Source organism: Variovorax sp. WDL1 (assembly GCF_001541225.1).
In the GTDB taxonomy this organism is placed as follows: Bacteria; Pseudomonadota; Gammaproteobacteria; order Burkholderiales; family Burkholderiaceae_C; genus Variovorax.
Window position 1 is genome coordinate 1 of sequence record NZ_LMTS01000114.1, and the last position, 26,314, is coordinate 26,314.

At 67.8% G+C, this 26,314-nt stretch carries 29 protein-coding genes; 18 read left to right on the forward strand and 11 right to left on the reverse strand.

The window, feature by feature from the left end; genetic code table 11:
* Positions 1-81: 81 nt before the first annotated feature.
* Genes APY03_RS15845 through APY03_RS15855 form a run of 3 tightly spaced genes read right to left on the reverse strand, consistent with a single transcriptional unit; the run spans position 82 to position 3,578 of the window.
* Positions 82-1,851, reverse strand: a complete 1,770-nt coding sequence (locus tag APY03_RS15845; protein WP_068678150.1) for a cytochrome c oxidase subunit I — start codon at positions 1,849-1,851, stop codon at positions 82-84.
* Between the two features lie 36 nt (positions 1,852-1,887).
* Positions 1,888-3,024 carry a cytochrome c oxidase subunit II gene (locus APY03_RS15850; protein ID WP_068678151.1) on the reverse strand — a complete coding sequence of 379 codons (1,137 nt, stop codon included), beginning with the start codon at positions 3,022-3,024 and terminating at the stop codon, positions 1,888-1,890.
* A 38-nt stretch (positions 3,025-3,062) separates the two neighbouring features.
* A complete protein-coding gene (locus APY03_RS15855; protein ID WP_068678152.1) occupies positions 3,063-3,578 on the reverse strand; it encodes a DUF1269 domain-containing protein in 516 nt (171 codons plus the stop codon).
* A 317-nt stretch (positions 3,579-3,895) separates the two neighbouring features.
* On the opposite strand from APY03_RS15855, the gene APY03_RS15860 reads away from it, so the two are divergent.
* The 6 genes from APY03_RS15860 to APY03_RS15885 are packed head-to-tail and all read left to right on the forward strand — an operon-like array spanning position 3,896 to position 9,256.
* Positions 3,896-4,249, forward strand: coding sequence for a Zn-ribbon domain-containing OB-fold protein (locus tag APY03_RS15860; protein ID WP_068678153.1), 354 nt, complete (start codon positions 3,896-3,898; stop codon positions 4,247-4,249).
* A 19-nt stretch (positions 4,250-4,268) separates the two neighbouring features.
* Complete coding sequence (locus APY03_RS15865; RefSeq protein ID WP_068678154.1) at positions 4,269-5,414, forward strand: thiolase family protein; 1,146 nt, start codon at positions 4,269-4,271, stop codon at positions 5,412-5,414.
* Positions 5,415-5,416: 2 nt separating this feature from the next.
* Positions 5,417-6,181, forward strand: coding sequence for an SDR family NAD(P)-dependent oxidoreductase (locus tag APY03_RS15870; RefSeq protein WP_068678155.1), 765 nt, complete (start codon positions 5,417-5,419; stop codon positions 6,179-6,181).
* A gap of 9 nt (positions 6,182-6,190) precedes the next feature.
* Complete coding sequence (locus APY03_RS15875) at positions 6,191-6,994, forward strand: enoyl-CoA hydratase/isomerase family protein (RefSeq protein WP_068678156.1); 804 nt, start codon at positions 6,191-6,193, stop codon at positions 6,992-6,994.
* A 31-nt stretch (positions 6,995-7,025) separates the two neighbouring features.
* Positions 7,026-8,015: a tripartite tricarboxylate transporter substrate binding protein gene (locus tag APY03_RS15880; protein WP_068678157.1), complete on the forward strand. Its 990-nt coding sequence runs from the start codon at positions 7,026-7,028 to the stop codon at positions 8,013-8,015.
* The gene (locus tag APY03_RS15885) at positions 8,012-9,256 is read left to right on the forward strand and encodes a CaiB/BaiF CoA transferase family protein (RefSeq protein WP_068678158.1); all 1,245 of its coding nucleotides are present in this window, start codon (positions 8,012-8,014) and stop codon (positions 9,254-9,256) included. The genes APY03_RS15880 and APY03_RS15885 overlap by 4 nt, the downstream gene beginning before the upstream one ends.
* Positions 9,257-9,306: 50 nt before the next feature.
* Here the strand turns inward: APY03_RS15885 and gcvA are convergent, their stop codons facing one another.
* Positions 9,307-10,200, reverse strand: a complete 894-nt coding sequence (gene gcvA, locus APY03_RS15890; RefSeq protein ID WP_068678159.1) for a transcriptional regulator GcvA — start codon at positions 10,198-10,200, stop codon at positions 9,307-9,309.
* Between the two features lie 143 nt (positions 10,201-10,343).
* Between gcvA and APY03_RS15895 the strand changes: the two genes are divergently transcribed.
* The 3 genes from APY03_RS15895 (at position 10,344) to APY03_RS15905 (ending at position 12,260) form a co-directional block, all read left to right on the forward strand.
* Positions 10,344-10,736, forward strand: a complete 393-nt coding sequence (locus tag APY03_RS15895; protein WP_146039679.1) for a hypothetical protein — start codon at positions 10,344-10,346, stop codon at positions 10,734-10,736.
* Between the two features lie 247 nt (positions 10,737-10,983).
* The gene (locus APY03_RS15900; protein WP_174262843.1) at positions 10,984-11,400 is read left to right on the forward strand and encodes an organic hydroperoxide resistance protein; all 417 of its coding nucleotides are present in this window, start codon (positions 10,984-10,986) and stop codon (positions 11,398-11,400) included.
* 119 nt (positions 11,401-11,519) lie between these two features.
* Entirely contained in the window at positions 11,520-12,260 is a 741-nt protein-coding gene (locus tag APY03_RS15905; RefSeq protein ID WP_068678186.1) for a response regulator, read from the forward strand.
* 15 nt (positions 12,261-12,275) lie between these two features.
* Here APY03_RS15905 and APY03_RS15910 read toward each other — a convergent pair whose 3' ends face one another.
* Entirely contained in the window at positions 12,276-13,013 is a 738-nt protein-coding gene (locus APY03_RS15910) for an SDR family NAD(P)-dependent oxidoreductase (RefSeq protein ID WP_068678162.1), read from the reverse strand.
* 127 nt (positions 13,014-13,140) lie between these two features.
* On the opposite strand from APY03_RS15910, the gene APY03_RS15915 reads away from it, so the two are divergent.
* The 8 genes from APY03_RS15915 to APY03_RS15945 all read left to right on the forward strand — a co-directional run bounded on the left by APY03_RS15915 (position 13,141) and on the right by APY03_RS15945 (position 20,384).
* On the forward strand, positions 13,141-14,052 hold the full coding sequence (locus tag APY03_RS15915) for a LysR family transcriptional regulator (RefSeq protein ID WP_068678163.1): 912 nt from the start codon (positions 13,141-13,143) through the stop codon (positions 14,050-14,052).
* A 155-nt stretch (positions 14,053-14,207) separates the two neighbouring features.
* Positions 14,208-15,002 carry a DUF899 domain-containing protein gene (locus APY03_RS15920; RefSeq protein WP_068678164.1) on the forward strand — a complete coding sequence of 265 codons (795 nt, stop codon included), beginning with the start codon at positions 14,208-14,210 and terminating at the stop codon, positions 15,000-15,002.
* Positions 15,003-15,171: 169 nt separating this feature from the next.
* Positions 15,172-15,378, forward strand: a complete 207-nt coding sequence (locus tag APY03_RS15925) for a hypothetical protein (protein ID WP_068678165.1) — start codon at positions 15,172-15,174, stop codon at positions 15,376-15,378.
* Positions 15,379-15,520: 142 nt separating this feature from the next.
* Entirely contained in the window at positions 15,521-16,081 is a 561-nt protein-coding gene (locus tag APY03_RS15930; protein WP_068678187.1) for a thioredoxin family protein, read from the forward strand.
* 7 nt (positions 16,082-16,088) lie between these two features.
* Entirely contained in the window at positions 16,089-16,211 is a 123-nt protein-coding gene (locus APY03_RS45360) for a hypothetical protein (RefSeq protein ID WP_269475642.1), read from the forward strand.
* Entirely contained in the window at positions 16,208-17,506 is a 1,299-nt protein-coding gene (locus tag APY03_RS15935; protein WP_232081261.1) for an ATP-binding protein, read from the forward strand. The genes APY03_RS45360 and APY03_RS15935 overlap by 4 nt, the downstream gene beginning before the upstream one ends.
* Entirely contained in the window at positions 17,503-19,299 is a 1,797-nt protein-coding gene (locus tag APY03_RS15940; protein ID WP_068678167.1) for a cytochrome c biogenesis protein DipZ, read from the forward strand. The genes APY03_RS15935 and APY03_RS15940 overlap by 4 nt, the downstream gene beginning before the upstream one ends.
* A 113-nt stretch (positions 19,300-19,412) precedes the next feature.
* Positions 19,413-20,384 (forward strand): JmjC domain-containing protein, encoded by a 972-nt coding sequence (locus APY03_RS15945; RefSeq protein ID WP_068678168.1) that lies wholly within the window; start codon positions 19,413-19,415, stop codon positions 20,382-20,384.
* 89 nt (positions 20,385-20,473) lie between these two features.
* Here the strand turns inward: APY03_RS15945 and APY03_RS15950 are convergent, their stop codons facing one another.
* Both APY03_RS15950 and APY03_RS15955 read right to left on the reverse strand, forming a co-directional pair.
* Positions 20,474-20,761 (reverse strand): hypothetical protein, encoded by a 288-nt coding sequence (locus tag APY03_RS15950; protein WP_068678169.1) that lies wholly within the window; start codon positions 20,759-20,761, stop codon positions 20,474-20,476.
* Between the two features lie 246 nt (positions 20,762-21,007).
* Positions 21,008-21,364: a hypothetical protein gene (locus tag APY03_RS15955; RefSeq protein WP_068678170.1), complete on the reverse strand. Its 357-nt coding sequence runs from the start codon at positions 21,362-21,364 to the stop codon at positions 21,008-21,010.
* A gap of 93 nt (positions 21,365-21,457) precedes the next feature.
* Between APY03_RS15955 and APY03_RS15960 the strand changes: the two genes are divergently transcribed.
* Complete coding sequence (locus APY03_RS15960) at positions 21,458-21,679, forward strand: helix-turn-helix domain-containing protein (protein ID WP_068678171.1); 222 nt, start codon at positions 21,458-21,460, stop codon at positions 21,677-21,679.
* Positions 21,680-22,055: 376 nt separating this feature from the next.
* Here the strand turns inward: APY03_RS15960 and APY03_RS15965 are convergent, their stop codons facing one another.
* The 4 genes from APY03_RS15965 to APY03_RS15980 all read right to left on the reverse strand — a co-directional run bounded on the left by APY03_RS15965 (position 22,056) and on the right by APY03_RS15980 (position 26,311).
* A complete protein-coding gene (locus tag APY03_RS15965; protein WP_232081260.1) occupies positions 22,056-22,454 on the reverse strand; it encodes a hypothetical protein in 399 nt (132 codons plus the stop codon).
* A 298-nt stretch (positions 22,455-22,752) separates the two neighbouring features.
* A complete protein-coding gene (locus APY03_RS15970; protein ID WP_068678173.1) occupies positions 22,753-24,162 on the reverse strand; it encodes a DUF3526 domain-containing protein in 1,410 nt (469 codons plus the stop codon).
* A complete protein-coding gene (locus tag APY03_RS15975; RefSeq protein ID WP_068678174.1) occupies positions 24,159-25,580 on the reverse strand; it encodes a DUF3526 domain-containing protein in 1,422 nt (473 codons plus the stop codon). The genes APY03_RS15970 and APY03_RS15975 overlap by 4 nt, the downstream gene beginning before the upstream one ends.
* Positions 25,577-26,311, reverse strand: coding sequence for an ABC transporter ATP-binding protein (locus APY03_RS15980; protein ID WP_083944388.1), 735 nt, complete (start codon positions 26,309-26,311; stop codon positions 25,577-25,579). The genes APY03_RS15975 and APY03_RS15980 overlap by 4 nt, the downstream gene beginning before the upstream one ends.
* Between the last annotated feature and the right edge of the window lie 3 nt (positions 26,312-26,314).

Consider the following 26,314-nt stretch of genomic DNA (forward strand, 5'->3'; position numbering starts at 1 on the left):
AGTGACTCGCCCGCCGGGGCGAATTCCCGGCCCCGGCCTCGAACCAAGCGCAAGGTACAAACAGAGGGCCCAGTGCAGTGCTCATCCTGCAGCCCCCCCGCCCTTGTCACCCCGCCCCTCAACCTCCTCCATCCCACCCGCATCCACCGGCGCATTCTGCGGAACAAAGTCTTCCCGCGCCCCCGGCACCCCATAGGCATACGCCCCGCGATGGACCACCGGCAACACCGCCCCCCAATTGCCGTGCACCGGCGGCGTCTGCGGCGTCTGCCACTCGAGAGAAGCAGCCCGCCAAGGATTGGCATCGGCCACCCGCCCATGCCGCACGCTCCACGCGAGGTTGAATATGAACAGCACCTGCGCCAAGCCGACGGCCAGCGCCACCACCGTGATGAAGGCGTTGAGGCTGTACGCCGAGGCCGGGATGAACTGGTAAAGATCGAAGTTGTAGTAGCGCCGCGGCATGCCCAGCACGCCCAGGTAGTGCATCGGGAAATAGATCAGGTAGGTGCCGATGAAGGTGATCCAGAAATGCAGCTGCCCCAGCCGGTCGTCCAGCATGCGCCCCGTGACCTTCGGGTACCAGTGGTAGATGCCGCCGAACACCACCAGCAGCGGCGCCACGCCCATCACCATGTGGAAGTGCGCAACCACGAAGTAGGTGCCCGACAGCGGGATGTCCACGCTCACGTTGCCGAGGAAGAGCCCGGTGAGCCCGCCGATCGCGAAGGTGCAGATGAAGGCCAGCGAGAACAGCATCGGCACCGACAGGTGGATGTCGCCGCGCCACAAGGTGAGCAGCCAGTTGTAGACCTTGATCGCCGTAGGCACCGCGATGATCAGCGTCGTGGTGGCGAAGAAGAAGGCGAAGTACGGGTTCATGCCGGCCACGAACATGTGGTGGGCCCACACCACCAGGCTCAGCCCGCCGATGGCGACGATGGCCCAGACCATCATGCGGTAGCCGAAGATGCGCTTGCGCGCATGGACGCTGATCAGGTCGGAGACCAGGCCGAAGGCCGGCAGCGCGACGATGTAGACCTCGGGATGGCCGAAGAACCAGAACAGGTGCTGGAACAGCAGCGGGCTGCCGCCCTTGTAGGGGGTCGCCTGCCCCATCGACAGCAGCGCCGGCATGAAGAAGCTGGTGCCGACCGCGCGGTCGAGCAGCAGCATCACGCCGCTGACGAAGAGCGCCGGGAAGCCCAGCAGCGCCAGGATGGTGGCCACGAAGATGCCCCATACCGACAGCGGCATGCGCAGCAGGGTCATGCCCTCGCAGCGTGCCTGCAGCACGGTGGTCACGTAGTTCAGGCCGCCCATGGTGGTGGCGACGATGAAGATCAGCAGCGACACCAGCATGAGGATGATGCCCGCGTCGCTCCCGGGGGTGCCGGGCAGGATGGATTGGGGCGGATAGAGCGTCCAGCCCGCGCCGGTGGGCCCGCCGGTCACGAAGAAGCTCGCCATCAGCACCAGCACCGACAGCAGGTACACCCAGAAGCTCAGCATGTTGAGGTAGGGGAACACCATGTCGCGCGCGCCGATCATCAGCGGGATCAGGTAGTTGCCGAAGCCGCCGAGGAAGAGCGCGGTGAGCAGGTAGATCACCATGATCATCCCGTGCATGGTGACGAACTGGTAGTAGCGCTCGGGGGTGATGAACTCGAAGGCGCCGGGAAAGCCCAGCTGCAGCCGCATCAGGTTCGACAGCACCACGCCGATCACGCCGACGGCAATGGCGGTGCAGGCGTACTGGACCGCGATGACCTTGTGGTCCTGGCTCCAGACATAGCGGGTCCAGAAGCTCTTCGCTTCATGGTGCGGGGCGGGGACGACGATGCTGGACATTGGGCTTCCTTCACTCCTCGCAGGCGCGCGCCCGGCTCATCGCTGCGCCTTCTGCTGTGGCGGGGCCAGCGGCGGCGCGGGGCTCAGGCTCTTGATGTAGGCCACCAGCGCCCCGAGTTCCTCGTCGGTCAGGGGAATCTTGGGCATGACGGGGGCGAAGCCCTTCACCCCGCGCGCCTGCGGGTCGCGGATGAAGGCGCGCAGGTAGGCATCGTCCACGAACGCCGTGGAGCCGTCGCGCATGTTCTCGGTCTTGCCGAAGAGGTCCTTCCAGGTCGGGCCCACGCGAGGACTCCCGTCGATGGAGTGGCAGGCCACGCAGCCCTTGGCGGCGGCGAGTGCGCGGCCCTCCCCGACCGGCCCGCCCTCGGTGGACGGCGGCCGCAGCGTGACCGCGAAGGTCTGCTTGTCCTGCAGCCAGGCCTGGTAGCCGGCCGCATCTTCCACCACCACCACGGCACGCATGTTGGGGTGCCCGACGCCGCACAGCTGCGAGCACATCGCCTCGTAGCGCCCGGCCTGGGTGGGCGTGAACCAGAAGGTGCTGATCTGCCCCGGCACCATGTTCATGCGGGCGCGGAACGGCGGCACGTAGAAGTCGTGCAGCACGTCGTGCGAGCGCAGGATCACCTTCACCGGCCTGCCCAGCGGAAGGTGGACCTCCTGGTCGGCGATGAGGATGTCGTCCTGGCCCGCGGGGTCTGCCGGGTCGAGGCCGAAGGGGTTGGCCGAGTTGACATGGCGCGTCTCGCTGAGCCCCAGCTTCCCGTCTGTGCCCGGCAGCCGGAAGCGCCATTGCCACTGCTGGCCCAGCACCTCCAGCACGGTGGCGTCGTGCGGCGGCTTCACGTAGCTGGCATAGACCACCAGGCCCGGCGCGAGCAGCGCCATGATGCCGACCGTTGTGATGCCGATCAGCCAGCGCTCCAGCGACTTGCTCTCAGGCTGGTGCGCCGCGCGTGGGCTGCCGGGCCGGTGCCGGTAGCGCAGCAGCGCGTACACCATGAACAGGTTGATGCCGACGAAGAAGATGCCGGTGATCGCCAGCGTGATCGTGAGCGTGTCGTCCATCGCCTTCCAGTTGGACGCCAGCGGCGTGATCCACCAGGGATTGACGAAGTGGAACAGCACCGACCCGAGGGCGATGAGTGCCAGCACGATGGCAATGATCATGGGCGAGGCCCTTCATCCGTGCGCCGCGCATGCGCGTTTCAGGGCAGGACCGGGACCAGCCGCTCTTCGCCGGCGAAGCGGGCTTCGGGATGGGCGCGCTCGAGCAGCGCCTCGATCTGCGCCGCGCGCTCGCGCGGCAGGTCGACCATCAGCAGCACCTGGCCCGAGGCGATGGCGCCCTGGAAGCGCGCCAGCCGCGGGCTGGGAATGGAGATGCCGATCATGCTGGAGGACCAGGCACCGAACAGGCCGCCCAGCACCGCGAGCACCACCGCCACCTCCCATTGCGGCGCATCGCCGACGATGGGGAACAGCAGCGCGGCCACCAGGCCGGCGACCGCGCCCACTGCGCTGCCGACCACGAGGCCGCTTTCGGCGGCATGCACCAGATCCGATGTCTGCCAGACGTTGGCCGCATGGAGCCCGCGCATGTCTGCGCCCTCGGGACCTGCGAAATGAATGTGCGCGGTATCGACCCGCGCCTGCACCAGGTCATGCATCACCCGCCGGGCGCTGGCCAGGTCGGGGACCAACCAGTAGATGCGTCTTTTCATGGCGCCCTCCTTTGCCGTCCTGCGGACGAAACAAGGAAACCACGAAGCTCTTATATGCCAGCGTGCAGGGGTTATCAAGAGTAGTCGTCCACCAATCGGCCGAGGGTCCCCGCCCACCAGGCAGCCGCCCCCCGCCCTGCCGCGATGGAGACACCCGCGGCGCGAGCTCCACCATGCGATCCCGCAGCGCGTCATGCGCAATCGGCGCGACCGTGTCCTGCTTGCGTTTTTCTCAAGCGTACATCCTGCAAATATCGTTTGAGCGCGAAGGCTCGAAAGCGAAAACTAAGGCCCATCCCACCCATCAGGAGACCTCCGTGCCCGAGCTTTCATACCCTCTGTGGAGCGCCGCTTCCGAACCCGCCCTGCTCGCCTCCCGTGACCGTGCCACCGGCGAGCTGGTCTTTCCCGCGCTGCCGCCCTCCTCGCCGCTGGCGGATCGCCACGAGACGGTCGGCGTCGATGCCGCCGGCGAGGTCTACAGCTTCACCGTCATCCACCCGGGCGCGAAAAGCGGCCTGTCCCCTTACGCACTCGGCTATGTCGACTTCCCTGGCCCGGTGCGCATCTTCGGGCGCCTGTGCGGCAAGCCGCGGCCGACGATCGGCGAACGCTATGCGGCACGCCCCGACGACGCATTCGGCTACGTCTTCGTGGCCATCGACCACTGACCGGCCCGAGGAGCGGAACATGCAACACATCCACATCACCGGCGGCGCGATGACGCCCTTCGGCCGCCACCCCGGCGTCATGGCGCCCGAGCTGGCGCAGCAGGCCATCCTGAAGGCGATGGACGACGCAGGCGTGTCGAAAGACGAGATCCAGGCGATCTACTGCGCCAACGTGCTCGGCGGCATGATCCTCGGCCAGTTGATCGTGCGCGACCTCGGCTTCGAGGGCGTCCCGGTCTACAACGTCGAGAACGCCTGTGCCAGCGGCGCGACCGGCGTGCATCTTGCGCGTCATGCCCTGCTTGCGCAGCAGTACGACACGGTGCTGGTCTTCGGCATCGAGCAGCTCACGGCGCTGGGCGGCGGCACCATCCCGCTGCAGCGCAACGACCACAAGACCGAGCTCTATGCCAGGGCCGGCATGGTGCTGCCGGCGGTGTACGCGATGCGCGGCACGCGCTTGCTGCACGAGCGCGAGGCGACGCCTGCCGACCTGGCCGCCGTCGCGGTGAAGAACCGCCGCAACGGCTCGCTCAACGAGTACGCGCAGCAGCGCACCGAGACCACGGTCGAGGAGGTTCTGGCCTCGCGCATGATTGCCGACCCGCTGACGCTGCTGCAGTGCTGCCCCTCGCAGGTGGACGGCGCGGCGGCGGTGGTGCTGAGCAGCCGGCCCGGCCGCAGGCAGAAGCCGGTGAAGGTGCTGTCCTCCGTCGTGGTCTCGGGCATTCGCGAGGCGGCCGACGACGACATCCTCGATGCCGAGATCACGGCGCGCGCCGCACGCCAGGCCTACGAGCAGGCCGGCCTGGGCCCGCAGGACGTGAACGTGGTGGAGCTGCACGACGCCTTCACCATTGCCGAGCTGTTGTACTACGAGGCGCTGGGCCTGGCGCCGCGTGGCGAGGCGGTGCCGCTGCTGCGCTCCGGCGCGACGCAGCTGGGCGGGCGCGTGCCGGTCAACCCGAGCGGCGGGCTGCTGGCCAAGGGCCATCCGCTGGGCGCCACCGGCGTGGCGCAGATGGTGGAGCTCATGTGGCACCTGCAGGGCCGTGCCGGCGCTCGCCAGGTGGCGGGCGCGCGCATCGGGCTGGCGCAGTGCACCGGGGGCGGCATTGCCGGCGTGGACCACGCGGCCTCCTCCGTCCATCTCCTGGGAGCCTGACCATGACTGCTGCACGATTCGAGACCGGCCAGGTGGCCGTGGTGACGGGCGCCGCCCGGGGCATCGGCCTGGGCATCGCCAAGCGCCTGGCGCGCGAAGGCTTGACGGTGGCGCTGCTGGACCGCGACGGCGCCGCCCTGGCCGATGCGGTCGGCGCGCTCGAAGCCGAAGGCCGCCAGGCCATCGGCGTGACCGTCGACCTGACCGATTCCGCCGCCGTCAACCAGGCGATGGCCGAGGTCGCCGAGAAGGCGGGCCGCATCGACCACCTCGTCAACAACGCCGGCGCGGTGCGCGACATGCGCTTCCTGAGGATGAGCGACGAGGACTGGGACCTGGTCATCGACACCAACCTGCGCTCGCAGTTCCTGTGCTGCCGCGCCGTGCTGCCGGGCATGATCGAGCGCGGCCACGGGCGCATCGTCAACATCTCCTCGCGCGCCTGGCTGGGCGGCTTCGGCCAGGCCAACTACTCCGCGGCCAAGGGCGGCGTGGTGAGCCTGACGCGCTCGCTGGCCATCGAGTTCGCCTCCCAGGGCGTGACGGTGAACGCCGTCGCGCCCGGCATCGTGGACACACCGCTGTTCCGCGACTTCGCGCCCGAGGTGCAGTCGCGGCTGAAGGGCTCGGTACCAGTCAAGCGCATCGGCACCGCGGAGGACATCGCGAATGCGGTCGTGTTCTTCCTCGACCCGTTGTCGTCCTATGTGACCGGGCAGACGCTGTACGTGTGCGGCGGGCGCAGCCTTTCGTCTCCCAGCGTGTGAGGTGACGCCATGAACGTGCGATTCGAGACCCACGGTGCGGTCGCGGTGCTGACCATCGACCGGCAACAGGCGCTCAACGCCCTGAGCGTGGAGGCGCTGCGCGAGCTGCGCGCGCACCTTGCGGAACTGCGCGACCGCCGCGAGCTGCGCGCCGCCATCCTCACCGGCGCGGGCGAGCGCGCCTTCTGCGCCGGCGCCGACCTGAAGGGCACGCAGACCTCGCCGGCGAGCTATGCGGAAGCGGTCTTCCAGGGCACCGAGCGCTCCGTGGACCTGGGCCTGTACATCCGGCTGATGGACCTGGCGGACCTGTGCGTCTGGAAGCCGGTCGTCGCGGCCGTGAACGGCCATTGCCTCGGAGCGGGCCTCGAGATCGCGCTGCAGTGCGACCTGCGCATCGCGTCCAGCCATGCCAGCTTCGGCCTGCCGGAAGCCAGGGTGGGATCGATCCCCGCGGTTTCCGGCCTGCACCGCCTGCTGAAGGCAGTCCCTTCGGCGCATGCGATGCAGATGGCCTTGACCGGCGAGCGCATCGCCGCGGCGGAGGCACAGCGCATCGGGCTGGTCACGCAAGTGGTCGAGCCCCAGGCGCTGATGGACCGCGCACTGGCGCTGGCCGGGACCGTGGCCGCCAACGCGCCGCTGGCGGTGCAGGCCATCAAGAAGCTGTCGCGCCAGACACAGCACCTGAGCGAGGCGGATGCGCAGCAGCTCACCGAGCTCTACTGGGGCGTGCTGCGCGACACCGAGGACCGCCTCGAAGGCCGCAAGGCCTTCGCCGAGAAGCGGCTGCCGGCCTATGCCGGGCGTTGAACCCACGACAACATCGAACCGGAGACCGATCATGAGCAACCTTGTCCAACGGCGCCAGGCCGTCCTCGCCCTCGCCGCCTCCATGGCCGCGCTGGCCCTGCCGGCCGCAGCGCAGGCCGAGTTCCCCAAGCAGAAGCCGATCACGCTGGTCGTGCCCTTCTCCCCGGGCGGCGGCAACGACATCCTGGCGCGCGCCATCGCGCCGCGCATGGGCCAGCTGCTGGGCCAGACCATCGTCATCGACAACCGGCCCGGCGCCGGCGGCAACCTGGGCACCGAGCTGGTCGCGCGGGCTGCACCCGACGGCTACACGCTGGTCATCGCGTCCAGCCAGGTGACGATGAACCCATTCCTCGACATGAAGGTGCCGTTTCGCATCGAGCGCGACTTCGAGCCGGTCGGACTGCTGGGCTCGGTGCCGATCGTGCTGGTCGCGAACATGCAGGAGCCGTACAAGACACTGCCGGAGTTCATCGCCTACGCGAAGTCGAACCCGGGGAAGCTGGGCTACAGCAGCCCCGGCAACGGCACGCCGCAGCACCTCGCCGGCGAGGTCTTCGCGAAGCTCAACAAGACCGAGATGCTGCACGTGCCCTACCGCGGCACGGGCCCGTCGATCACCGACCTGATCGCCGGCCAGGTACAGGTGTCGTTCGCGACCTACGCCTCGGTGGCGCAGCACATCCAGGCCGGCAAGCTGCGCGCGCTGGGGGTGGCGGGCCAGAAGCGCACCGCCCTCATGCCCGAGCTGCCCACCTTCGGGGACGCCGGCATGAACAACTACGACGCCAGCCTCTGGTACAGCCTGCTGGCCCCGGCGAAGACGCCGGCGGCGGTCGTGAACAAGCTCAACGAGGCAATGGCCGGCGCCTTGAAGGAGCCCGCCGTGGCGAGGCAGATCGCCAACCAGGGCTTCGAGGTGCAGAGCTCGACACCGGCCGAGCTGAAGGACTACATCGGCAAGGAGCTCAAGCGCTGGGAGCGCGTCATCCACGACAACGGCATCAAGGTGGCGCCGTGACCACGCTTCGCCATGCCCTGGACGGCCTGACGGTGGTCGACTTCACGCAGATCGGCGCCGGGCCGACCTGCACCATGCTGCTGGCCGACATGGGCGCGCGCGTGGTCAAGGTCGAGTCGCCCGAGGGCGAGCTCGGCCGCAGCCTCGGGCCGGGCTGGATCGGCGAGGACGCCGCGCTCTACCACGGGTTCAATCGCAACAAGCTGGGGGTCTCGCTCGACCTGAAGACGCAAGGCGGCGTGGCGGTCGCCAGGCGCCTCGTCGCGGGCGCGGACATCGTGGTCGAGAGCATGCGCCCGGGGGTGATGAGCCGGCTGGGACTGGGCTTCGACACGTTCGCCGGAGAACATCCCGGGCTCATCTACTGCTCCATCTCCGCCTACGGCCAGACCGGCCCCTATGCCCAGCGCGCGGGTGTCGATGGCATCGTGCAGGCCGACTCCGGCCTCATGAGCCTGATCGGGCTCGAGGGCGCGGAGCCCTGCAAGGTCCAGGCGCCCATCGTCGACGTGATGACCGGCTACGTCGCGGTCATGGCCGTGCTCGCCAAGCTCGCGCAGCGCGCACGCGACGGCCAGGGCGGCCAGCTCGACGTGAGCCTGCTCAATGCCGCGCTGGCACTGCAGCAATCGTCCATCACCAGCTTCCTGGCCGATGCGCAGCTGCCCGTGCGCGTCGGCAGCGCGGCGCCCTACTCGGCCCCCAACCAGGCCTTCGAGACGCGCGACGGCTGGCTGATGATCGCCGCCTACATGCCCGAGCGCTGGACGAAGCTGTGCGCGCTGCTGGGCCTGCCCGGGCTCGCGACCGATCCGCGCTTTGCCACCTCGCCCCTGCGCGTCGCCAACCGCCTGGCCATGGTCGAGATCCTGACCGGGGTGCTGAAGACCCGGACGACCGGGGAATGGCTGCCTCTGCTGCGCGCGGCCGACATCCTGTGCGCACGGGTGGCGAGCTACGAAGACCTCGCACGTCATCCGCAGCTGGGGGTCAACGGCATGCTGGCGCAGGTCGAGCACCCGGTGCACGGAACGATCCGCATGCCGGGCTTCCCGGTCGACAGCGCGCAGGCCAACGCGCAGCCGCACCGGCCGGCTCCCTCTTGCGGCGAACACACGCGGCAGGTGCTGCGCGAGTCGGGCTTCGATGACGCGGAGATCGGGTCGTTGCTGCGCGCCGGGGCGATCCGATGCCCGGATGCGGGCGATCGAGTCGCGGCCCCGGCACACGCTGCCTGCTGACGGATGTCCGGGCCCGCGCCGGGCGCAAGCGAATGCCGCCCCGCACCTTCTCAGCCCTTCCTGAACTGCTCCATCATCCAGAGGCGGAAGGTCTTCATGGGCGCCGGCTCGTCGCGATGGCTGGGCGTGAGCAGGTAGTAGGTGAAGTCGCCCATGTCGAGCGTCTTGCGCAAGGGCAGTACCAGCCGGCCCTCCTCCAGATCCTTCTCGACCAGGAAGAGCTGCGCCATCGCCACGCCCTGGCCCTCGATGGCGGCGGCGTAGCTCATGGCCGAGCTCTCGTAGGTCATGCGGGCGCGCGGGTCGAGCTGCCTGGCGCCACCGGCAGCCTCCAGCCAGTAGGCCCAGTCGTCCGGCCGGGCAACCGTGTGCAGCAGCGTGTGATGCGCCAGGTCGGCCGGACGCTTGAGCTTGGGCCCCGTCTTCAGCAGCCCGGGGCTGGCGACCGGCGCCAGGATGTTGTCCACCAGCCGGTAGCTGTGGGTGCCGGGCCAGTTGCCGTCGCCCAGGCGGATCGCGCCGTCGATGTCCTCCTTGCGGAAATCGACCGGCGCGAGCGAGGCCTTCAGCAGCACTTCGATATCCGGGTGCGCGGCATGGAAGCCCGACAGCCGCGGGATCAGCCAGCGCATCGCGAAGGTGGTGTAGGCGCGGATCTTGAGCTGCCTGCGCTGGCTGCGCCGCTTGAGCCGTCGGGTCGCGTCGCGAAGCGCCTCGATCGCGCGCGTCACCGCCCGGTAGTAGTCGCCGCCCTGGCGCGTCAGCGAGATCTGCCGGTGCCCGCGCTTGAGCAGCTGCAGGCCCAGCGTCTCCTCGAGGCTCTTGATCTGCCGGCTGACCGCGCCGGGCGTCACGTTGAGCTCGTCGGCCGCCAGCGTGATGCTCATGTGGCGTGCGGCAGCCTCGAAGGCACGAATGGCGTTGAGGGGCGGCAGGCGGTCCATGCCGCCAACCTTAGCTTCGATTGAGCCAGGCTCAATCATGGAATGCCAGCATCGTGCACCGGCCGGCCTCCCCGGGGCCCCTGGTCTTCAGCATTGCCGTCGAGCCCGCCGCGGCGTATCGTGTCTGGAGGAAGGAGCAGTCGATGCCTTCACGAAGAAGCCTCGCGTCCAATCCTGCACCCGGCCTGCGTGCGATGCCTCCCGGATTGTTGGACTATGCAGAAGCCATGGCGCCGCCATCGCAGGCGCAGCTGTGCGAACGCGCAGTCCAGGCCATCTGGCACAGCCTGGACGAGCATGACCTGGTGGACGAGCAGGTGCGGCGCGATCTGGCGCTGGTCCTCGAGTCGCTGGGCGCTGTCGGGCTGGGAGAGCGAGCTCAGCGCCTGATCAAGACGCTCCGGATGCCCGACCCCATCGATGCGTCCCACCTCTACTGGCTCACTCGCCGGTTGCTCACCTTCGTGCCCGAACTGCAGTCGGCGGCCAACGCACTCGCCCGGCAAGCCGACGACCAGCCCCCGCCTCCTGCCTGAGGGCGGCAGCCCCAGCGGGCAGGCGAAGAAGGCCCGGGGCAGCCCTGCAGCCGCAGCGCTTTGTATGCCGCTGTGTCGCACGCCTCGGCCGACACTTGGCAATGCAAATGCCAGGATCGCTCGACACACCGTCGATACAGCCACCCGATTGAATTGCGTCATCGCCATCCGGTGCCGCCGACGAGGCAGATCCGGTCCTTGGCGATGACGAAGCATCCCTCAACCCAACCTGAAGACACCCCCCATGATCACGAAGATCGACAAGGTCCTCTACACCGCCAGTACCCACACCACCGGAGGCCGCGATGGCGCCGGCAAGTCCAGCGACGGCGCGCTGGACGTCAAGCTCAGCTCGCCGGGCTCCGGCAAGCCCGGCACCAATCCCGAGCAGCTGTTCGCGGTCGGCTGGTCGGCCTGCTTCATCGGTGCCATCGGGCTGGCCGCCGGCAAGCTGAAAGTCAAGCTGCCGCCGGACCTCGCCGTCGATACCGAGGTGGACCTGGGCACCGCCGGGTCCGACTACCTCCTCCAGGCCCGGCTCGACGTCAGCCTGCCGGGCCTGGATCGCGAGGTCGCCCAGGCACTGGTCGACACCGCGCACCGGACCTGCCCGTATTCGAAGGCCACGCGCGGCAACATCGACGTCGTGATCCGCTTGGTCTGAAGCCGGACCGGCATGCAGGCCGGCCCGCCCGCGAACATCGGGCGGGCCGTGCAACCAGGGACATGCATGGGGGGCTACATTTGCGCGTGCACTCCGCCCGCCTGCAAAGCCGCGCCACCATGACTCCGAACAGCACCGACCACATCCTCATCGTCGACGACGACCGGGAAATCCGCGAACTGCTGACCGCCTACCTGGTCAAGAACGGCCTGCGCGTCGCCGCGGTGCCCACGGGCCGCCACATGCGGGCGGCGCTCGAAGAATCGGGCCCCTTCGACCTGATCATCCTGGACCTGATGTTGCCGGGCGAAGACGGCCTGTCGCTGTGCCGCGACCTGCGATCGGGCAAGTACAAGGCCATCCCCATCCTGATGCTGACGGCCCGCAACGAGGAAGCCGACCGGATCCTCGGCCTGGAAATGGGGGCCGACGACTACCTGGCCAAGCCCTTCGCTGCACGTGAATTGCTCGCCCGCCTGCGTGCCGTGTTGCGCCGCACGCGGATGCTGCCGCCGAACATGCGATCGACCGAGGGCGCCAACCGGCTGGCCTTCGGCGACTGGCAGGTCGACACCACCGCGCGCCACCTGATCGACGAGAGTGGCGTGATGGTGGCCCTGAGCGGGGCCGAGTACCGGCTCCTGCGGGTCTTTCTCGACCATCCCCAGAAGGTGCTGAGCCGCGACCAGCTGCTGAGCCTGACCCAGGGCCGGGAGGCGGAGCTCTTCGAGCGTTCGATCGACCTGCTCGTGAGCAGGCTGCGCCAGCGCCTGCGCGACGATGCGCGCGAGCCCCGCTACATCAAGACGGTGCGCAGCGAGGGCTACGTCCTCGCATCGACAGTCGAGGCGCGGGACTGAACGAGCGCCGCCCGCTCACCACTTGCCGGCGCTCATCCCGCCGTCCACCGGCAGCACGATGCCGGTCGTGAAGCCGGCGCCGCTCAGGTACAGCACCGCGTCCACGATCTCCTGCGTCGTGCCGATGCGGCCCGCCGGCTGCAGCGTGTCGAGGAAACCATGCATGTCCTTCGTGTAGAGCGGCGTGTCGATGATCCCCGGCGCGACTGCGGTCACCTGGACGTTGTGCGGCGCCAGTTCCAGGGCGAGGGCCTTGGTGGCCTGGTTGATGCCGCCCTTGATCAGCACGGGCAGCACGGCCGGCACGCTCTGGTTGGGCGCCAACGCGATGCTCGCGGTGATGCTGATGATGTGGCCTGCCTTGCGCTCGACCATGTGACGGGCCGCGGCCTGCGACGCGTAGACGAATCCCTTCAGGTTGGTGTCGACCAGGGCTTCGAGGTCGTCCTGCGAGTACTCGACAAAGGGCTTGGCGTTGAAGATGCCCGCGTTGTTGACGAGCACATCCACCCGGCCGAAGCGCTCGATGGCCTGCCGGACCACCGCAGTGCCGACGGCCGGATCGGCGACATCGCCGGGCACGCCCAGGAAGTTGTCGGGCGAACCGAGCGATGCGGCGGCCTGCTGCAGGCGTTCCGCGGTCCGGGCATTGCCGACGACGTTGTCGCCGCGCTGGAGGAAAGCGGCGGCCAGCGCAAGCCCGATGCCGCTGGAGGCGCCGGTGATGACGACGGTCTTGGGATGGGTCTTCATGGTGACTTCCTTTCGGTGATGGAGGTGTGCGGGGCTTGTGTCACTTGCCCCTGAGGCGTACTCTATTTCCCACCGTGGAGTTGATAAAGACAGCTCATACCACTTCAGTCCTTACATCATGTAATCCATGAATCGTCAGTTCGATGACTTGATGCTGGGAAGCCTGGAGCTGTTCTGCCTGGCTGCGGAGCACGGCGGGTTCACCGCCGCCGCCAACATCGCGGGCCTGACACCTGCCGCGGTGAGCAGGACGGTGGCCCGGCTCGAGGAACGCCTCGGCGTTCGCCTCTTCCTGCGCACGACACGGCAGATCCGGCTGAGCGACGCGGGCCAGGCGTACTACGAGCAATGCCGCCAGGCGCTGCACCAGCTGGTGGAGGCCGAGCGCGAAGTCAGCGGCCAGCAGGTCACGCCCAGCGGGCTGCTGCGCATCAGCGCGCCGACCACCTATGGGCACTACCGGTTGCTGCCACTGCTGCCGGCGTTCAGGGCGCGCTATCCCGACATACGGGTCGAAGTTCACGTCAGCAACCGCAACATCGACTTCGCTGCCGAAGGCTACGACCTGGCGGTGCGGGTGCGCGCGCCCGGCGATTCGACGCTGGTCGCACGCCGTCTCGAGGACGCCGAGCTCGTACTGGTCGCTGCCCCGGACTACCTGGACCGGCGCGGAGAACCCCGCACCCTGGACGACCTGCCCGCCCACGAATGCATCCAGTTCGAGCTGCCCAGCAGCGGCCGCACCATCCCGTGGCTGTTTCGACGGGACGGCCAGGACATGGAGATGTCCACCTCCGGCGGCTACGCCTGCTCGGACGATGTTCTCGCGGGCGTCACGCTGGCACGCCATGGCGCGGGCATCTTCCAGGCGTACCGGTTCGTGGTCGAGGAAGACCTGCGCCAGGGGCGGCTGATCGAGGTGCTCAAGCCCTTCGGCGGGCGAAGCCGGCCCTACAACCTCCTCTATCCGCAGTTGCGCTTCGTGCCGTTGCGCGTGCGCACCTTCGTGGACTTCCTGGTGAGCCGCCAGGCAGGTTGACAGGCTGGCTCAGGGCGCGAAGCGCCCTTCGAAATGCCGCCAAACTTGTTACTCCCCCCGTTCGCTTCCCGATGCCAAACTGCCTCACGACCCGCAGCGAATGGCATCGCGCTTCAGTCCCGAGGCGCGGGCATTCGCCCGAACAGGAGCTTGACATGACCCAGTCACCCGAGAACGCACCGCAAGGCAGCCAGCCTGCCATGCACACACCACCGATCGTTTCGCCACAGGCGTGGGAGGCGGCCCGCGAGCAGTTGCTCGTGAAGGAAAAGGCCCAGACCCGCGCCCGCGACGCCCTGGCCGCCGAGCGCCGGCGAATGCCGTGGATGGCCGTGGAGAAGTCCTATGCCTTCGAGGGGCCGGCGGGCAAGGCCAGCCTGCTCGACCTGTTCGACGGCCGGCGCCAGTTGATCGTCTACCGCGCCTTCTTCGAGCCCGGCGTGTTCGGCTGGCCCGACCACGCCTGCCGTGGCTGCTCCCTGGTGGCCGACCAGGTCGCCCACGTCGCCCACCTGAACGCCCGTGACACCACGCTGGTCTTCGTCTCGCGTGCGCCTCAGCCGGATATCGTGCGGCTGAAGGCGCGGATGGGCTGGGAGCTGCCGTGGTTCACCCTCACCGACCGCTTCGACGCCGACTTCGGCGTGGACGAGTGGCACGGCACGAACGTGTTCTTCCGCGACGGCGACCGCGTGTTCCGCACCTACTTCCTCAACAACCGCGGCGACGAGCAGATGGGGAACACCTGGAACTACCTCGACATCACGCCACTGGGCCGGCAGGAGGTCTGGGAAGACTCGCCCGAGGGCTATCCCCAGACGCCGACCTACAAGTGGTGGAACTGGCACGACAACTACGCTGCGGATGCGGTGCCCGACAAGCAGTGGGTCGAGGTGTCGGACGCCGGGGAAGCCGCGTTCCGGAACCAGGACGCGGGCACGAAACCCTGAGGCAGGACAGCGGGCTGCCGCTGCCGCGCGCGAGCTTCCTGCAAGGCCTTCTTGCGCGCGCATTCCCGCTCGCGCGGCGACCAGTCCATTTGGACTGAGCCGTTGCTATCTGCCGATTCTGCGAGTTTGGTCACACCGGAGATCGAAACACTCGGGTCAAACTACTTGCATGCCCACAGCATTCGCACTCTCGCTTTGTGCCATCGGCACATCATGGCTCGTCTATACGTTCGGCTTCGGAATGCTCGTCCCGGCCGGCGCACTCGCCGTTGCCGCCCTCCTGTTGTCCGCCGGACGCGTGCGGGAGCCTGACACTGCCACGCACGATCGGGTCACCGGCCACACCCCGACCGGCTGGGCGGATTTCCAGGACTGAGACTGCGAGCAAGCTCCAGCCGCTGCGTTGTGAAACGTAGTGTGTCGACTTCGTGCATCGATACAGAGGCGTACCGCTTTCGCGCCGATCGAGGGCGATAGGGTTGAAGATCCGGGCGTTCCTTCACCAACCCCCGGTCATCATGAACATCCGCCTCAGTGCCTCCCTCTTCGCCGTGGCCCTCGTGGCCTCGTTTGCAGCCCTCACCTTTGCCGGACCGCCGCAGGGCGGCAACGTGCCCGTTGCCGCCCAGCAGCCGGCACCCGAGTTCCGGGACATCGAGAAGTGGCTCAACGCCCAGCCGTTGAAGCTGGAAGAGTTGCGCGGCAAGGTGGTCCTGGTCGACTTCTGGACCTACACCTGCATCAACTGCCTGAACCATCTTCCGTACGTCAAGGACTGGCACGCCAAATACAAGGACAGCGGCCTCGTCGTGGTCGGCGTGCACACGCCCGAGTTCGCCTACGAGAAGTCCACCAGGAACGTCCAGAAGGCGATCGAGCGGCTGGAGATCAAGCACGCGGTCGCGCAGGACAACAACTATGCGACCTGGAAGGCTTTCGGCAACCAGTACTGGCCTGCCGTCTACCTGATCGACAAGCAGGGGCGCATCGTCTATTCGCACTTCGGCGAGGGCAGCTACGGGGCGACCGAGAAGAAGATCCAGGCGCTCCTGGCAGAGCCGTCTTCGACGGGTTCGTGAGTCCGGCATGAAAAAGCTCTGGCTCGCCCTGCTGTTCTTCGCCGGAGGCGTCGCGCACGAGGTCCGCAATCCGGTGAGCTGCCACCTCATCGCGTCGCGTCGGACCACCAGACCGGAAGGCAGGCCGTGACCCCTCGCTCCCTGTTCGCCCGCGTCACGCTCATCATCGTGGTGGGCCTTGCGGTTGCGCAGCTGCTGACCTTCGCGGCGATCCGCTACGAGCGTGGCATGGCGCTTCGCGAGCTGATGATGACCGGCATCGAGCGCGACATCGCGAGCTCGATCGCCATCATGGACCGCCTGCCCGCCGCCGAGCGCGAAGGCTGGCTGGACAGGCTGGAGCGGCGCAACTACCGCTTCATGCTGGGCGGCGGCGTCGCGGGCCCGCAGCCCGCTTCGGAGCAGTCGCAGGCGTTTGCCGCAGCCATCGTGAACGCACTGCACCCCTTCGAGGTCGTGAAGGTGGCGCAGGCCACCGGCGACGACGTCCGCATCGAGGTCAGGCTCGGGGACGGCAGCCCGGTAGTCGTCGATGCACGCCGGGTCGGCATGCCGATGTCGAGCTGGGTCGTGTGGGTGCTGCTGCTGCAGCTCGCGGTGCTCGGCATCTGCGCCTGGCTCGCGGTGCGCCTCGTCACGCGCCCCCTGGCCCGCCTCGCGGCGGCCGCGGACGAGCTCGGGCCCGACCTGAAGGGCCAGATGCTCAGGGAGGAAGGTCCGACCGAAGTGGCGCACGCGGCGCGTGCGTTCAACGCCATGCAGCGACGGATCGCGGGCTACATGGCCGAGCGCTTGGAGATCCTGGCTGCCATCTCCCACGATCTGCAGACGCCCATCACCCGGATGCGGCTGCGCACCGAGATGATGGACGACGAGAAGGACCAGCTGAAATTCCGGCAGGACCTCGACGCCATGAATGCGCTCGTCAGGGAGGGCGTCACCTATGCGAGGACGCTGCACGGCGCCACGGAGCCGCCGTGCCGCGTCGATGCCGACGCGCTGCTCGAGAGCATGGTCGCCGACTACCAGGACTCGGGCCGGCAGGTGCGCCTGGAGGGGCGGATCGGCGGGCCCATCGTGACGCGTCCGAACGCGCTGCGCCGGATCGTCATGAACCTGGTCGACAACGCGCTGAATTTCGCAAGCGACGTGCGCATGCAGGTGCGCGTCGAGGCGGACCGGCTCGTCATCGCCGTCATCGACAACGGGCCGGGCATCCCGCCCGATCAGCTCGAGGCCGTTCTCAAGCCTTTCTACCGCCTCGAAGGCTCTCGCAACCGCAGCACCGGAGGCACGGGCCTCGGGCTGGCCATCGCACACCAGCTCGCCATCGCGATGGGCGCGGAGCTGAGCTTGCACAACCGCGACGAAGGCGGCCTGGAAGCCCGCGTCGCCATGCCCCTCCAACGGGACACCGCATCATGATCATTCTCGCGATTGCCTACCTGGGCGGCGTGCTCACCATCCTGAGTCCCTGCATCCTGCCGGTGCTCCCCTTCGTGTTCGCGCGCGCCGACCGCCCGTTCCGTTCGCACGGCTTGCCGATGCTGCTGGGCATGGCGCTTGCCTTCACCGGCATCGCCACCCTGGCGGCCGTGGGGGGCGGCTGGGTCGTCGAGCTCAACGAATACGGCCGGTACGCGGCCATGGCCCTGATCGCCGTGTTCGGCCTGACGCTGCTGCTGCCGGCCTGGGCCGATCGCATGAGCAGGCCGTTCGTCGCGCTGGGCATGCGGCTGTCCCAACCGGGAGCGGAGCCTTCATCCGCGCGCCCGTCGATCCTGTCGCCGCTCCTGCTGGGCGTCGGCACGGGCCTGCTGTGGGCGCCCTGCGCCGGGCCGATCCTCGGGCTGATCCTGACCGGGGCGGCACTCAACGGTGCCAGCGCCGGCACCTCGCTGCTGCTGCTCGCGTATGCGGCTGGCGCATGCACCTCCCTGGCGGCAGCGCTGTTGTTCGGCGCACGCGTGTTCTCGGCCTTGAAGGGATCGCTGCGGACCGGCGAATGGATCCGGCGTGCCGCCGGTGCGGCAGTCCTGGCCGGAGTCGGCGCCATCGCGATCGGCCTGGACACCGGCCTGCTCAGCCGGCTCTCGTTCGCGACCACCTCGGAGCTGGAGAAGACGCTGCTGGAGAAGATCGAGCGTCCGGGACCGCTGTCGCCCCTCCCGCGCCCGGGCACCGGTTTCGACGAGCCGGTCATGCTGCCGACCGCAGCCCGCGAACCAGCACCAGCACCGGCACGCGTGCTGGGAACGCAAGGCCGCTTCCCTTCGCTGGCCGGCGCGACCGAATGGATCAACTCCGATCCGCTCACGCCCGAAGGCCTGCGCGGCAAGGTCGTGCTGGTGGACTTCTGGACCTACTCGTGCATCAACTGCCTGCGCACGCTGCCGTACCTTCGCGCATGGGCCGACAAGTACAAGGACGCGGGCCTGGTGGTCCTCGGCGTGCATGCGCCCGAGTTCGCCTTCGAGAAGCGCTCCTCCAACGTGCGCAAGGCCACGAAGGATCTCGGCATCGGGTTCCCGGTCGCCGTCGACAACGACTTCGCCATCTGGCGCGGCTTCGGTAACCGGGCCTGGCCGGCCTTCTACTTCATCGATGCGCAGGGACGCATACGTCACCACCAGTTCGGGGAGAACCAGTACGAGGAGGCGGAGCAGGTCATCCAGCAATTGCTGCAGGAGGCGGGAGGGCCGCAGGTGCCATCCGGACGGGTCGCGCCCCAGGGCCAGGGCGTCCAGGCCGCGGCGGCCTTCACCGCTGCAGGGTCGCAGGAGACTTACCTGGGCCACGAACGCGCGCACAACTTCGCCTCGCCGGGCGGTCTCGCGCGCGATCGGGCAAACACCTACCAAGCCCCCTCTTCGTTGCGAACGAATCAGTGGGCACTGGCCGGCGACTGGACGGTCGAGCGCGAGCGCGCGGTGCTGAACCGCGTCGATGGACGTATCGCCTATCGCTTTCATGCACGCGACCTGCACCTGGTGCTCGGCCCCTCGACCGACGGCAAGCCCGTGCGATTCAGGGTGCTGCTGGATGGCAAGGCACCGCTCGCGGACCATGGCTTCGACGTCGACCCCCAGGGCCACGGGACGATCGATGGGCAGCGGCTCTACCAGCTGGTTCGCCAGACGACGGGTGGGAAGGACCGCCTGTTCGAGATCGAATTCATGGATGCCGGGGTACAGGTCTACGCGTTCACCTTTGGCTGAGCGAGGTCTGGATGCCCACAACGCCAACATATTGCCGCTCGACGCCTCCTTGGGGACTATCATTTCCCCATTTCGGACGGCGCCGGTTCTCCCGAACCGGACTGGAGGTTCCGATGCGCACGAGCAGCCAGAATGCGATGCCCTGCAACGCGGGCACGTACAACCTGTGGGTCGACGATTCGGTGGCCTTCTCGACCCACCGCATCACTCCACTTCACCACAACTTCCATGAGCATCCGCTGTTCCAGGTTCCCGAACTGATCAAGCTGGGCAAGGAGCTCGCGCCCTTCGAGCAGTGCCGCTTCATGCGGCCGCGCCTGACGCCGGCATCGGTCATCGCGCATGACAGCCGCCACCCCGACGGGCGCAGCATCGACGAGTTCTTCGAGCGGCTGGAAGAGCCGGGCTCCTCAGTCGCGCTCTACAACATCGAGGTCATCCCGCGCTACCAGGCGCTGCTGCTGGCGGTGGTCGGCGCCATGCAGGACAGCGTCGAGTTGGAGCAGCCCGATGTGTTCCGGGTGAACGGCTTCGTCTTCATCTCGGCGCCGCCGTCGGTGACACCCTTCCACATCGATCGCGAGAACAACTTCTGGCTGCAGTTGCACGGCCGCAAGATCATGAACGTCTGGGACCATCGGGACCGGCGCATCGTGCCGGCCGAGGCGGTGGAGGACTTCATCGTCACGCATTCGCTGCGCAAGGTTCGCTACCGCGAAGAGCTACGCGCCCATAGCCAGGAGTTCCATGCGGGCCCGGGCGACGGGGTGTACTTCCCGAGCACCTCGCCACACATGACGCGTTCGGACCCGGACTGGACAGGCCCTGGCGATCGCGTCTCGATCTCGATCGGCGTGACCTTCTACACCTCGGTCACACGCCAGGTCGCGCGCGTGCATCAGGTCGACCGGGTCATGCGCCGATGCGGCTGGTCGCCCCGCTACCCCGGCGAATCGCCGAGGACCGATGCGTTCAAGGCGTCCCTGGGCGGGCTGGTCGGGGTCGCGCGCGCGAAGCTGATCAGACTCAGCCCTTCGGCGCGGCGATTCAAGCTGGCGACCACGCCGCCGCCCGGATCTTACTGAGGGGGTGCCGGCCTGCTGCGGTCGAGCCCGCGGCGGCGGCATCATGACAGGGGACGCCGGCGTCGCGCCCGCCTGTTTGCCTGGGCTTCTCAGGCGGCCACGAAGCTGAGCCGCGCCTCGTGCGCCAGCGCATCGCGAACGATGGGGCGGGCATCGTCGTCCACGAAATCGAACAGCGCGCCGGGGATCTCGTCCTCATCGAGCCCGAAGAGGATCTCGATGGCATCCTGCTGGGCTTCCGAGAAGGTCCCGGCCTGGACCAACTCATTGAACTTCGCGGCGGTCTCCTTCGGGGCCAGCTGGCGCAGTTCCAGCATCTCGAGCACCAGCTCGATCTGCGAAGGGGTCAGGGGCTGGGGGGCGGCAGAACGCTTCATGACGTGGGATCCTTTCGTAGGGCTCGGGACTTCTTCCTCTGCTGTGGAATCAGTCTCTGGGTCGATGCTTAAGCGTCGCTGAAGCCCGCGTAAAGAAGCATGGCTGGTCGTGAAAACTTTGTGCCGGCGTGAGGAAAGTCTCGTGCTGGGCGTTGTTCGGACGATACGGGTCGAGCCCGGCGCGGAACGGCGAGCATCAACCCCCGTTTGCTCAGCACACACCCTCTCTCTGCGCGCCAGCTGGCCTTACTCCCTCTCCCTTTGGGAGAGGGTGGGGGTGAGGGCACCGGGCCTGTCAGGCATAGACAGTTCGTCAATGACACCTGGCGAATCCAGCACATGAGCAGCGAGCGTCATCCAACCTGGACGTGTGATTCCGCGCACCACCAAGCCCGGCTGCGGACTGCCTAGCCATGCGGGCAGAACGACCTGCAACGTTGCTTCGAGCTGGCCGGCGCGCACCAGCGTGCTGACGCTTTCGACGTCCGCGTCATCAGTGAGGATCACGGGCAAGGGTTCGCGGGCGAGACGGTGAAGGAGCGCAAGGCGTGTAGGTGCATCGAGATCTGGGTTCGCAAACCCCTTTCCTGCAACAGCAGCCATTCATTCTCCTTGCGAACCATGGCCTGCGTCGCGCCGCCGAAATATATGAATTAGTGTGTATGCGAATTAGAGCATAGAACCGAGAGTCGCCGGATGGAAAGTTTGGCTCAGCGGTTCGGAAGGGTAGTGCGCGACATGCGCGTCGAGAGAGGCCTCAGCCAAGTTGATTTTGGCGAGCGGTGCGGGTTCTACCAGACCTACTTGAGCCGCATCGAGAACGGGCGGGCCAATCCGTCGCTGAACGCAGTGGAGGTTATCGCCAATGCATTGGGGGTGACTGTGTACCAATTGTTTGATCGCGTGCGAGATAGCTGAGGACGAACGGTATGAGGAAACGGCAAGCTCCCGCGCGATCGATCACGTTGTAGATTCTGATCGACCATGGATTGCTTCAGCCTACCGCAAGAGACGAATGGCGTGTTGGCACTCGGCGAGAGCTATGTGGGAACTTGCGACGATGACTCGGAGTACGACGACATCTACTGGAACCAAACCGGTCTTGCTCCCCTCCCCCTGTCACGCTCTTGTTGGCCGTCATCAACCCATTCATATACCGGCTTTTCCTCGACTCCATGAGCCAACAGTCCTCCGCATCTACCCAGCAGCGCTGGACTATGGAGAGGCTCGGCAGGGCCTTGTTTGCGAATGAAGCCTGACCTTGCCGAACGCCCCCCGTGGAGCTGACCGGCACTCAGGGTTTCCTGGTTTCCGGTGCGTCCGTATTCCCGCCACGCGTGAATTCCCCTCGGCGGTTCGCCTCGCGGGCAGCAGCCCGGCGCTGCGCAGTTGCCGCATTGCGTTCTGCTTTCGACAGGCGCGGCGCGGTGGTCGGTGGCACCTCCACCTCGCCCATCTGGGGGCCACGTGCGGCCTTGCCGCCTTCGGTCGCGCGCCCGGCCCGCGCTGCCGAGCGTTCCGCCGGGGTCGACTTGGCCGTGGGACGTGCCTTGGCTTGAGCCGGATCGGCTTCACCCGAGCCCTGCGCGAAAGCGATTCCGCTGAAGGCTGGAACAAAGGCCATGAGGGACAACAGGAGTACCCGGCGCGCTTGGCGTGCGGGAGACAGGTCGAGTTCGGAAGAAGAGCGCATGCTGGAAACTCCAACGGGTTGAAAGAAGAGACTCTAGAGGCGACTTCCCCGCTCTCCATTGATCTCGATCAACCTAGCGTCGCGGTACCCACGCGCTCGGGCTGCGTGGGCATCATCAGGCCGGGTGGACCCGGTTGGTCCCTGAGCCGGTGGAGCGCAGCACCTTGGTGTTGGCAGCGAGCGCCGCGCTCGCCCTGCTGCTGTGGCAGTGGCGGCCGATCGCCGAACCGGTATGGAGGGGGAACGATCCCGTTGCGCGCATCGCAGGCAGCGCTACCAGGCGTACCGCCAGCAGGTGCTACTGTCTGCGAAGACCGGCGCGCGCAAGGATCACGGCGACAGACAGCACGATGGCGAGAATGCTCAACGCCATCGCGCCGCGCCATGCCATGCTGTCCGCGTGTGCAGCCAAAGGCCGGAACCTGGGCAACTTGTCGTAGTCCTTCCCGGTCAATCCTCGGTAGCTCATGATTCGAGGCACAAAATAGGCGCGCCAGGCATCCTCGTAGGAGTTGACGGCATTCACATGACGAGCGTGGCGTGGCGCGTCGACACCCGCGAGCCGGTCGGCAGTCATGGCAAGCGCCAGGGCCGGCGATAGCCAGGACCATCGCTCGAGCAGGACGAAGCGGCGCGCCCGCTTCTCATCGAAGGCAGCCATCAGCGGCCGCACCTCGCGGTCCTGAGCCAGATACCTGGGCAGGAAGCTGACAGGCCACGTGTGGCTGTCGCGCAGGGCCGGCCGGTAAGCCGGATGAGCCGCGTACCTGGCGGCCAGGTGGTCCTCTGTGTGCACCTCGGCCTCTTGCTGGGCCGCGCGCAGCTCGGCAATCGCCATCAGCCTCGAAGGCATCGGCACCTCGCTGTCCGCCACGCCAGCCAGGGCGGCAGGGACGACGAAGGTTGCAAGAAGCCAGGCACCGAGCATCCCGAGCGCCGCAGCGCCCGACGACACGGGCAGCAAGCAGAACAGCCCCGCCAAGGCGGTCCAGCAGGCCGCGAAGGCAGCCAGGGTTGCCAGCCAGGCCGCCAGGGCGTGCAACGTAGCGCCTGGGTCCAGTGCGAACCCGATCAGCGACGCACCAGCAGCCACTGCCCATGCCATCGCTGCGCGAATGCAGAGCGCGATAGCGAAGACTCTCCAGGGTTGCGCGCATTGCGCGACCACCAGCCGCCATCGGCCCTGTTCACGGTCTTCCTGCACCAGCCCGTAGCACAGGCCCAGGATGGCAAGTGGCAGCAGCAGCGCGACCAGCGTCGCGAAATCGGGCGGCCCCAGGTCTTCGAGCAACGGGTTAGATATCCGATCGCTCTTGCGAGCGTCCGTATGCCGGCTCTCGACCGTGACGCGCATTGTCGGACTCAGCAGATCGAATGTTCCGGTTCCGAGGGCGAGGCCGCCGAGCGCGGGCAGATGTGCGGGCGGCGCACCGAGCCGAGCGAACTGGAAGGCGGCCATCATGGCCCTTGTATCGTCGCGCGGCGTCGCGGCCTCGGCCTCGATCGCGGCCGCAGCCTCGCGCGCCCTGGCACGAGCCTGCTCCCAGACGGACATCTCCTGCGCATCCAGCTCGCGCAGTTCCCTGGCCGAATGGCCCGACCAGACCGCACTGATGCACAGCAGCGCGCCCAAGGCGGCGAGCACCCAGAGATGGGTTCGCTGGCGAACGAAGCGACGCCATTCCGCGCGCAGGAAGAGCTTCGTCATGGCTGCAACCTCCGCGACGCAAGCCCCAGCAGCCCGCAGCCCGCGACGGCCCAGGCCAGCAGGATGCCGAGGTCGGGCAGCGCTGCACGCAGTGCGAAAACGACATCCGGCGGCCGGTACTGGAAGGCATCGATCGAGCGCCACAGCGCGTCACCTGCGTATTTCTCGTCGAAGGAGGTCAGCCCGCGCGTGTTGTCCATATCCCACTGGTCGATCCTGACGTTCACGCGGCGACGATACTGCTCGGCCGCTTCCTCGAAGTGGCGCTGATGTGCGAGGTCGGTGCCCGACAGCTTCATCGAGACTGCGCGCATGGCCACTGTCGGGCTGAATGCCGACGCGATTCGCGCCACGCTCTCCTGACTTGCATAGCGCTCCCACAGGCTGTCGAAGTGGATCGCATGCACGCGGTCGGCGTACGCGTCCCGCTCCATCCGGCGCAACGCATAGGCCCCGAAAGGAAGATCCTCCAGGCGCCGCACGCCATGCCGGCGCAGGAGCTCCGCATCGAAGCGTTCGGTCCGCGCGGCCAATGCACCATCGCCCGGCAAGCCTTCGGCGTAGTCGCGCTGGATGTCGCCCCAGAAGCGCTCGGCCGTCGGCAGCGGCGCCGCATGCTGCGCGCTCGCGGCGCCCAGGCGGGGCACGACGAACACGAAGGCGATCCACAAGCCCAGCAGGACGAACAGCGCACGCCGGCTGCTGGCAAGCAAGGCTGACGCCGCCAGTCCGAGCGCGGCAAAGACGCCGCAGTACATCAGGCAGGTCCCGCCCAGCACCACTGCGCGCCAGGCGGCATCGGCTTCAGGCCGCGCAACCGCCGGCACAAGCGCGAGGCCCACCCCCACGGCTGTCAGCAGCACCAGCGAGACCACCGCAAGCAGCGCGACGAGCTTGCCTGCCAGCAGCGCGCCGCCCGGCAAGCCGACACTGTTCAGCATGCGCAAGCTTCCACTCTCGCGTTCGGAACTGACGGCGTTGAAGGCCAGGGCAAAGATCAATAGCGGCAGCAGCGCCTGCAGCACGAAAGCGGGTGTCAGGGCACCGAAACGTACCGACGGCGGCTCGTCGGCCGCGGGACGAAAGCGCGTCATGTTGCGCCGGTGCGGCTCGAGCCAGAGGGCCTGGCCCAGGTAGGGACCGAGGCCGGGGTCGACCACCGCAAGTGGCGAGTCGGGCCGCAAGGCGTAAAGACCGAAGTGCGCGCCGCGGTGCGGGTGCTTGTCGCCTTGTGAATCCCATTGCTGCCGCACCAGCCCGCTGACCTGCGCCTTTTCTTTCGCGAGTCGGCCCTGCTGCTGGGCCGAAGCGAGCAGCAAGCCGGCCAACAGCACCGACAGCGATATAGCAAGCACAGCGAAACGACCGTCGCGAACGATTGCACGCAGTTCCTTCTGCACCACGGCGAGCGCTCTCATGCGTTGGCCTCCGGCTGCGCAGCGCGTGTGTAGGCGAGGTAGGCGCGTTCCAGGTCGTCGTGGCTGACGGTGTGCGTATCGAACTCCGCCACAAGGCGGCCCTCCCTCATGATGCCGATGCGATCCGCGACCTGCTTGGCATTGAACAGGTCGTGCGTGGCCATGAGGACTGCCATGCCCGTTCCAGCCGCTGCGCGCACGCGCTGTGCGAAGTCGTTGGCCGCGCCAGGGTCCAGGCCTGACGTGGGCTCGTCGAGCAGCATCGCCTTTGCGTGTTTGGCATGCGCAATGGCGAGGGCGACCTTCTGGCGCATCCCCTTCGAGTAGGTGGTGACACGCGCCGTATGCGACACCCCCTGCAAGCCGGCCTGGTCCAGCAAGGCCCTGGCTGCTGCGTCGGCCAGCGGCACGCCGCCGAGCGCGCAGAAGTACTGGAGGTTCTCGATGCCGCTCAAGTACGGGTACAGCGCGACGTTCTCCGGCAGGTAGGCCAGAAGGCGCCTTGCCGCAGCAGCATCGCGAATCGGATCGAGTCCGTCGACCTGGACGCGCCCTGCTGCAGGCACCACGAAGCCCAGAAGAGCGTTCAGGGTGGTCGTCTTGCCCGCGCCGTTGCCGCCCAGCAGGGCGTAAACCCTGCCGGCCGGAACACTCAGGTCGAGTCCATCGATGGCGTGATGGCCGCCCAGGCTGACGACCAGTCCCCGCGCAGAGAGCACTTCGTCAAGCATGCC

What these genes read in the sequence shown, in the direction of transcription:
- APY03_RS15845 (WP_068678150.1), bottom strand. Translation starts at nt 1,851, where the DNA reads ATGTCCAGCATCGTCGTCCCCGCCCCGCACCATGAAGCGAAGAGCTTC.
- APY03_RS15850 (WP_068678151.1), bottom strand. Translation starts at nt 3,024, where the DNA reads ATGATCATTGCCATCGTGCTGGCACTCATCGCCCTCGGGTCGGTGCTG.
- APY03_RS15855 (WP_068678152.1), bottom strand. Translation starts at nt 3,578, where the DNA reads ATGAAAAGACGCATCTACTGGTTGGTCCCCGACCTGGCCAGCGCCCGG.
- APY03_RS15865 (WP_068678154.1), top strand. Translation starts at nt 4,269, where the DNA reads ATGCAACACATCCACATCACCGGCGGCGCGATGACGCCCTTCGGCCGC.
- APY03_RS15870 (WP_068678155.1), top strand. Translation starts at nt 5,417, where the DNA reads ATGACTGCTGCACGATTCGAGACCGGCCAGGTGGCCGTGGTGACGGGC.
- APY03_RS15875 (WP_068678156.1), top strand. Translation starts at nt 6,191, where the DNA reads ATGAACGTGCGATTCGAGACCCACGGTGCGGTCGCGGTGCTGACCATC.
- APY03_RS15880 (WP_068678157.1), top strand. Translation starts at nt 7,026, where the DNA reads ATGAGCAACCTTGTCCAACGGCGCCAGGCCGTCCTCGCCCTCGCCGCC.
- gcvA (WP_068678159.1), bottom strand. Translation starts at nt 10,200, where the DNA reads ATGGACCGCCTGCCGCCCCTCAACGCCATTCGTGCCTTCGAGGCTGCC.
- APY03_RS15895 (WP_146039679.1), top strand. Translation starts at nt 10,344, where the DNA reads ATGCCTTCACGAAGAAGCCTCGCGTCCAATCCTGCACCCGGCCTGCGT.
- APY03_RS15905 (WP_068678186.1), top strand. Translation starts at nt 11,520, where the DNA reads ATGACTCCGAACAGCACCGACCACATCCTCATCGTCGACGACGACCGG.
- APY03_RS15910 (WP_068678162.1), bottom strand. Translation starts at nt 13,013, where the DNA reads ATGAAGACCCATCCCAAGACCGTCGTCATCACCGGCGCCTCCAGCGGC.
- APY03_RS15915 (WP_068678163.1), top strand. Translation starts at nt 13,141, where the DNA reads ATGAATCGTCAGTTCGATGACTTGATGCTGGGAAGCCTGGAGCTGTTC.
- APY03_RS15920 (WP_068678164.1), top strand. Translation starts at nt 14,208, where the DNA reads ATGACCCAGTCACCCGAGAACGCACCGCAAGGCAGCCAGCCTGCCATG.
- APY03_RS15925 (WP_068678165.1), top strand. Translation starts at nt 15,172, where the DNA reads ATGCCCACAGCATTCGCACTCTCGCTTTGTGCCATCGGCACATCATGG.
- APY03_RS15930 (WP_068678187.1), top strand. Translation starts at nt 15,521, where the DNA reads ATGAACATCCGCCTCAGTGCCTCCCTCTTCGCCGTGGCCCTCGTGGCC.
- APY03_RS45360 (WP_269475642.1), top strand. Translation starts at nt 16,089, where the DNA reads ATGAAAAAGCTCTGGCTCGCCCTGCTGTTCTTCGCCGGAGGCGTCGCG.
- APY03_RS15940 (WP_068678167.1), top strand. Translation starts at nt 17,503, where the DNA reads ATGATCATTCTCGCGATTGCCTACCTGGGCGGCGTGCTCACCATCCTG.
- APY03_RS15945 (WP_068678168.1), top strand. Translation starts at nt 19,413, where the DNA reads ATGCGCACGAGCAGCCAGAATGCGATGCCCTGCAACGCGGGCACGTAC.
- APY03_RS15950 (WP_068678169.1), bottom strand. Translation starts at nt 20,761, where the DNA reads ATGAAGCGTTCTGCCGCCCCCCAGCCCCTGACCCCTTCGCAGATCGAG.
- APY03_RS15955 (WP_068678170.1), bottom strand. Translation starts at nt 21,364, where the DNA reads ATGGCTGCTGTTGCAGGAAAGGGGTTTGCGAACCCAGATCTCGATGCA.
- APY03_RS15960 (WP_068678171.1), top strand. Translation starts at nt 21,458, where the DNA reads ATGGAAAGTTTGGCTCAGCGGTTCGGAAGGGTAGTGCGCGACATGCGC.
- APY03_RS15965 (WP_232081260.1), bottom strand. Translation starts at nt 22,454, where the DNA reads ATGCGCTCTTCTTCCGAACTCGACCTGTCTCCCGCACGCCAAGCGCGC.
- APY03_RS15970 (WP_068678173.1), bottom strand. Translation starts at nt 24,162, where the DNA reads ATGACGAAGCTCTTCCTGCGCGCGGAATGGCGTCGCTTCGTTCGCCAG.
- APY03_RS15975 (WP_068678174.1), bottom strand. Translation starts at nt 25,580, where the DNA reads ATGAGAGCGCTCGCCGTGGTGCAGAAGGAACTGCGTGCAATCGTTCGC.
- APY03_RS15980 (WP_083944388.1), bottom strand. Translation starts at nt 26,311, where the DNA reads ATGCTTGACGAAGTGCTCTCTGCGCGGGGACTGGTCGTCAGCCTGGGC.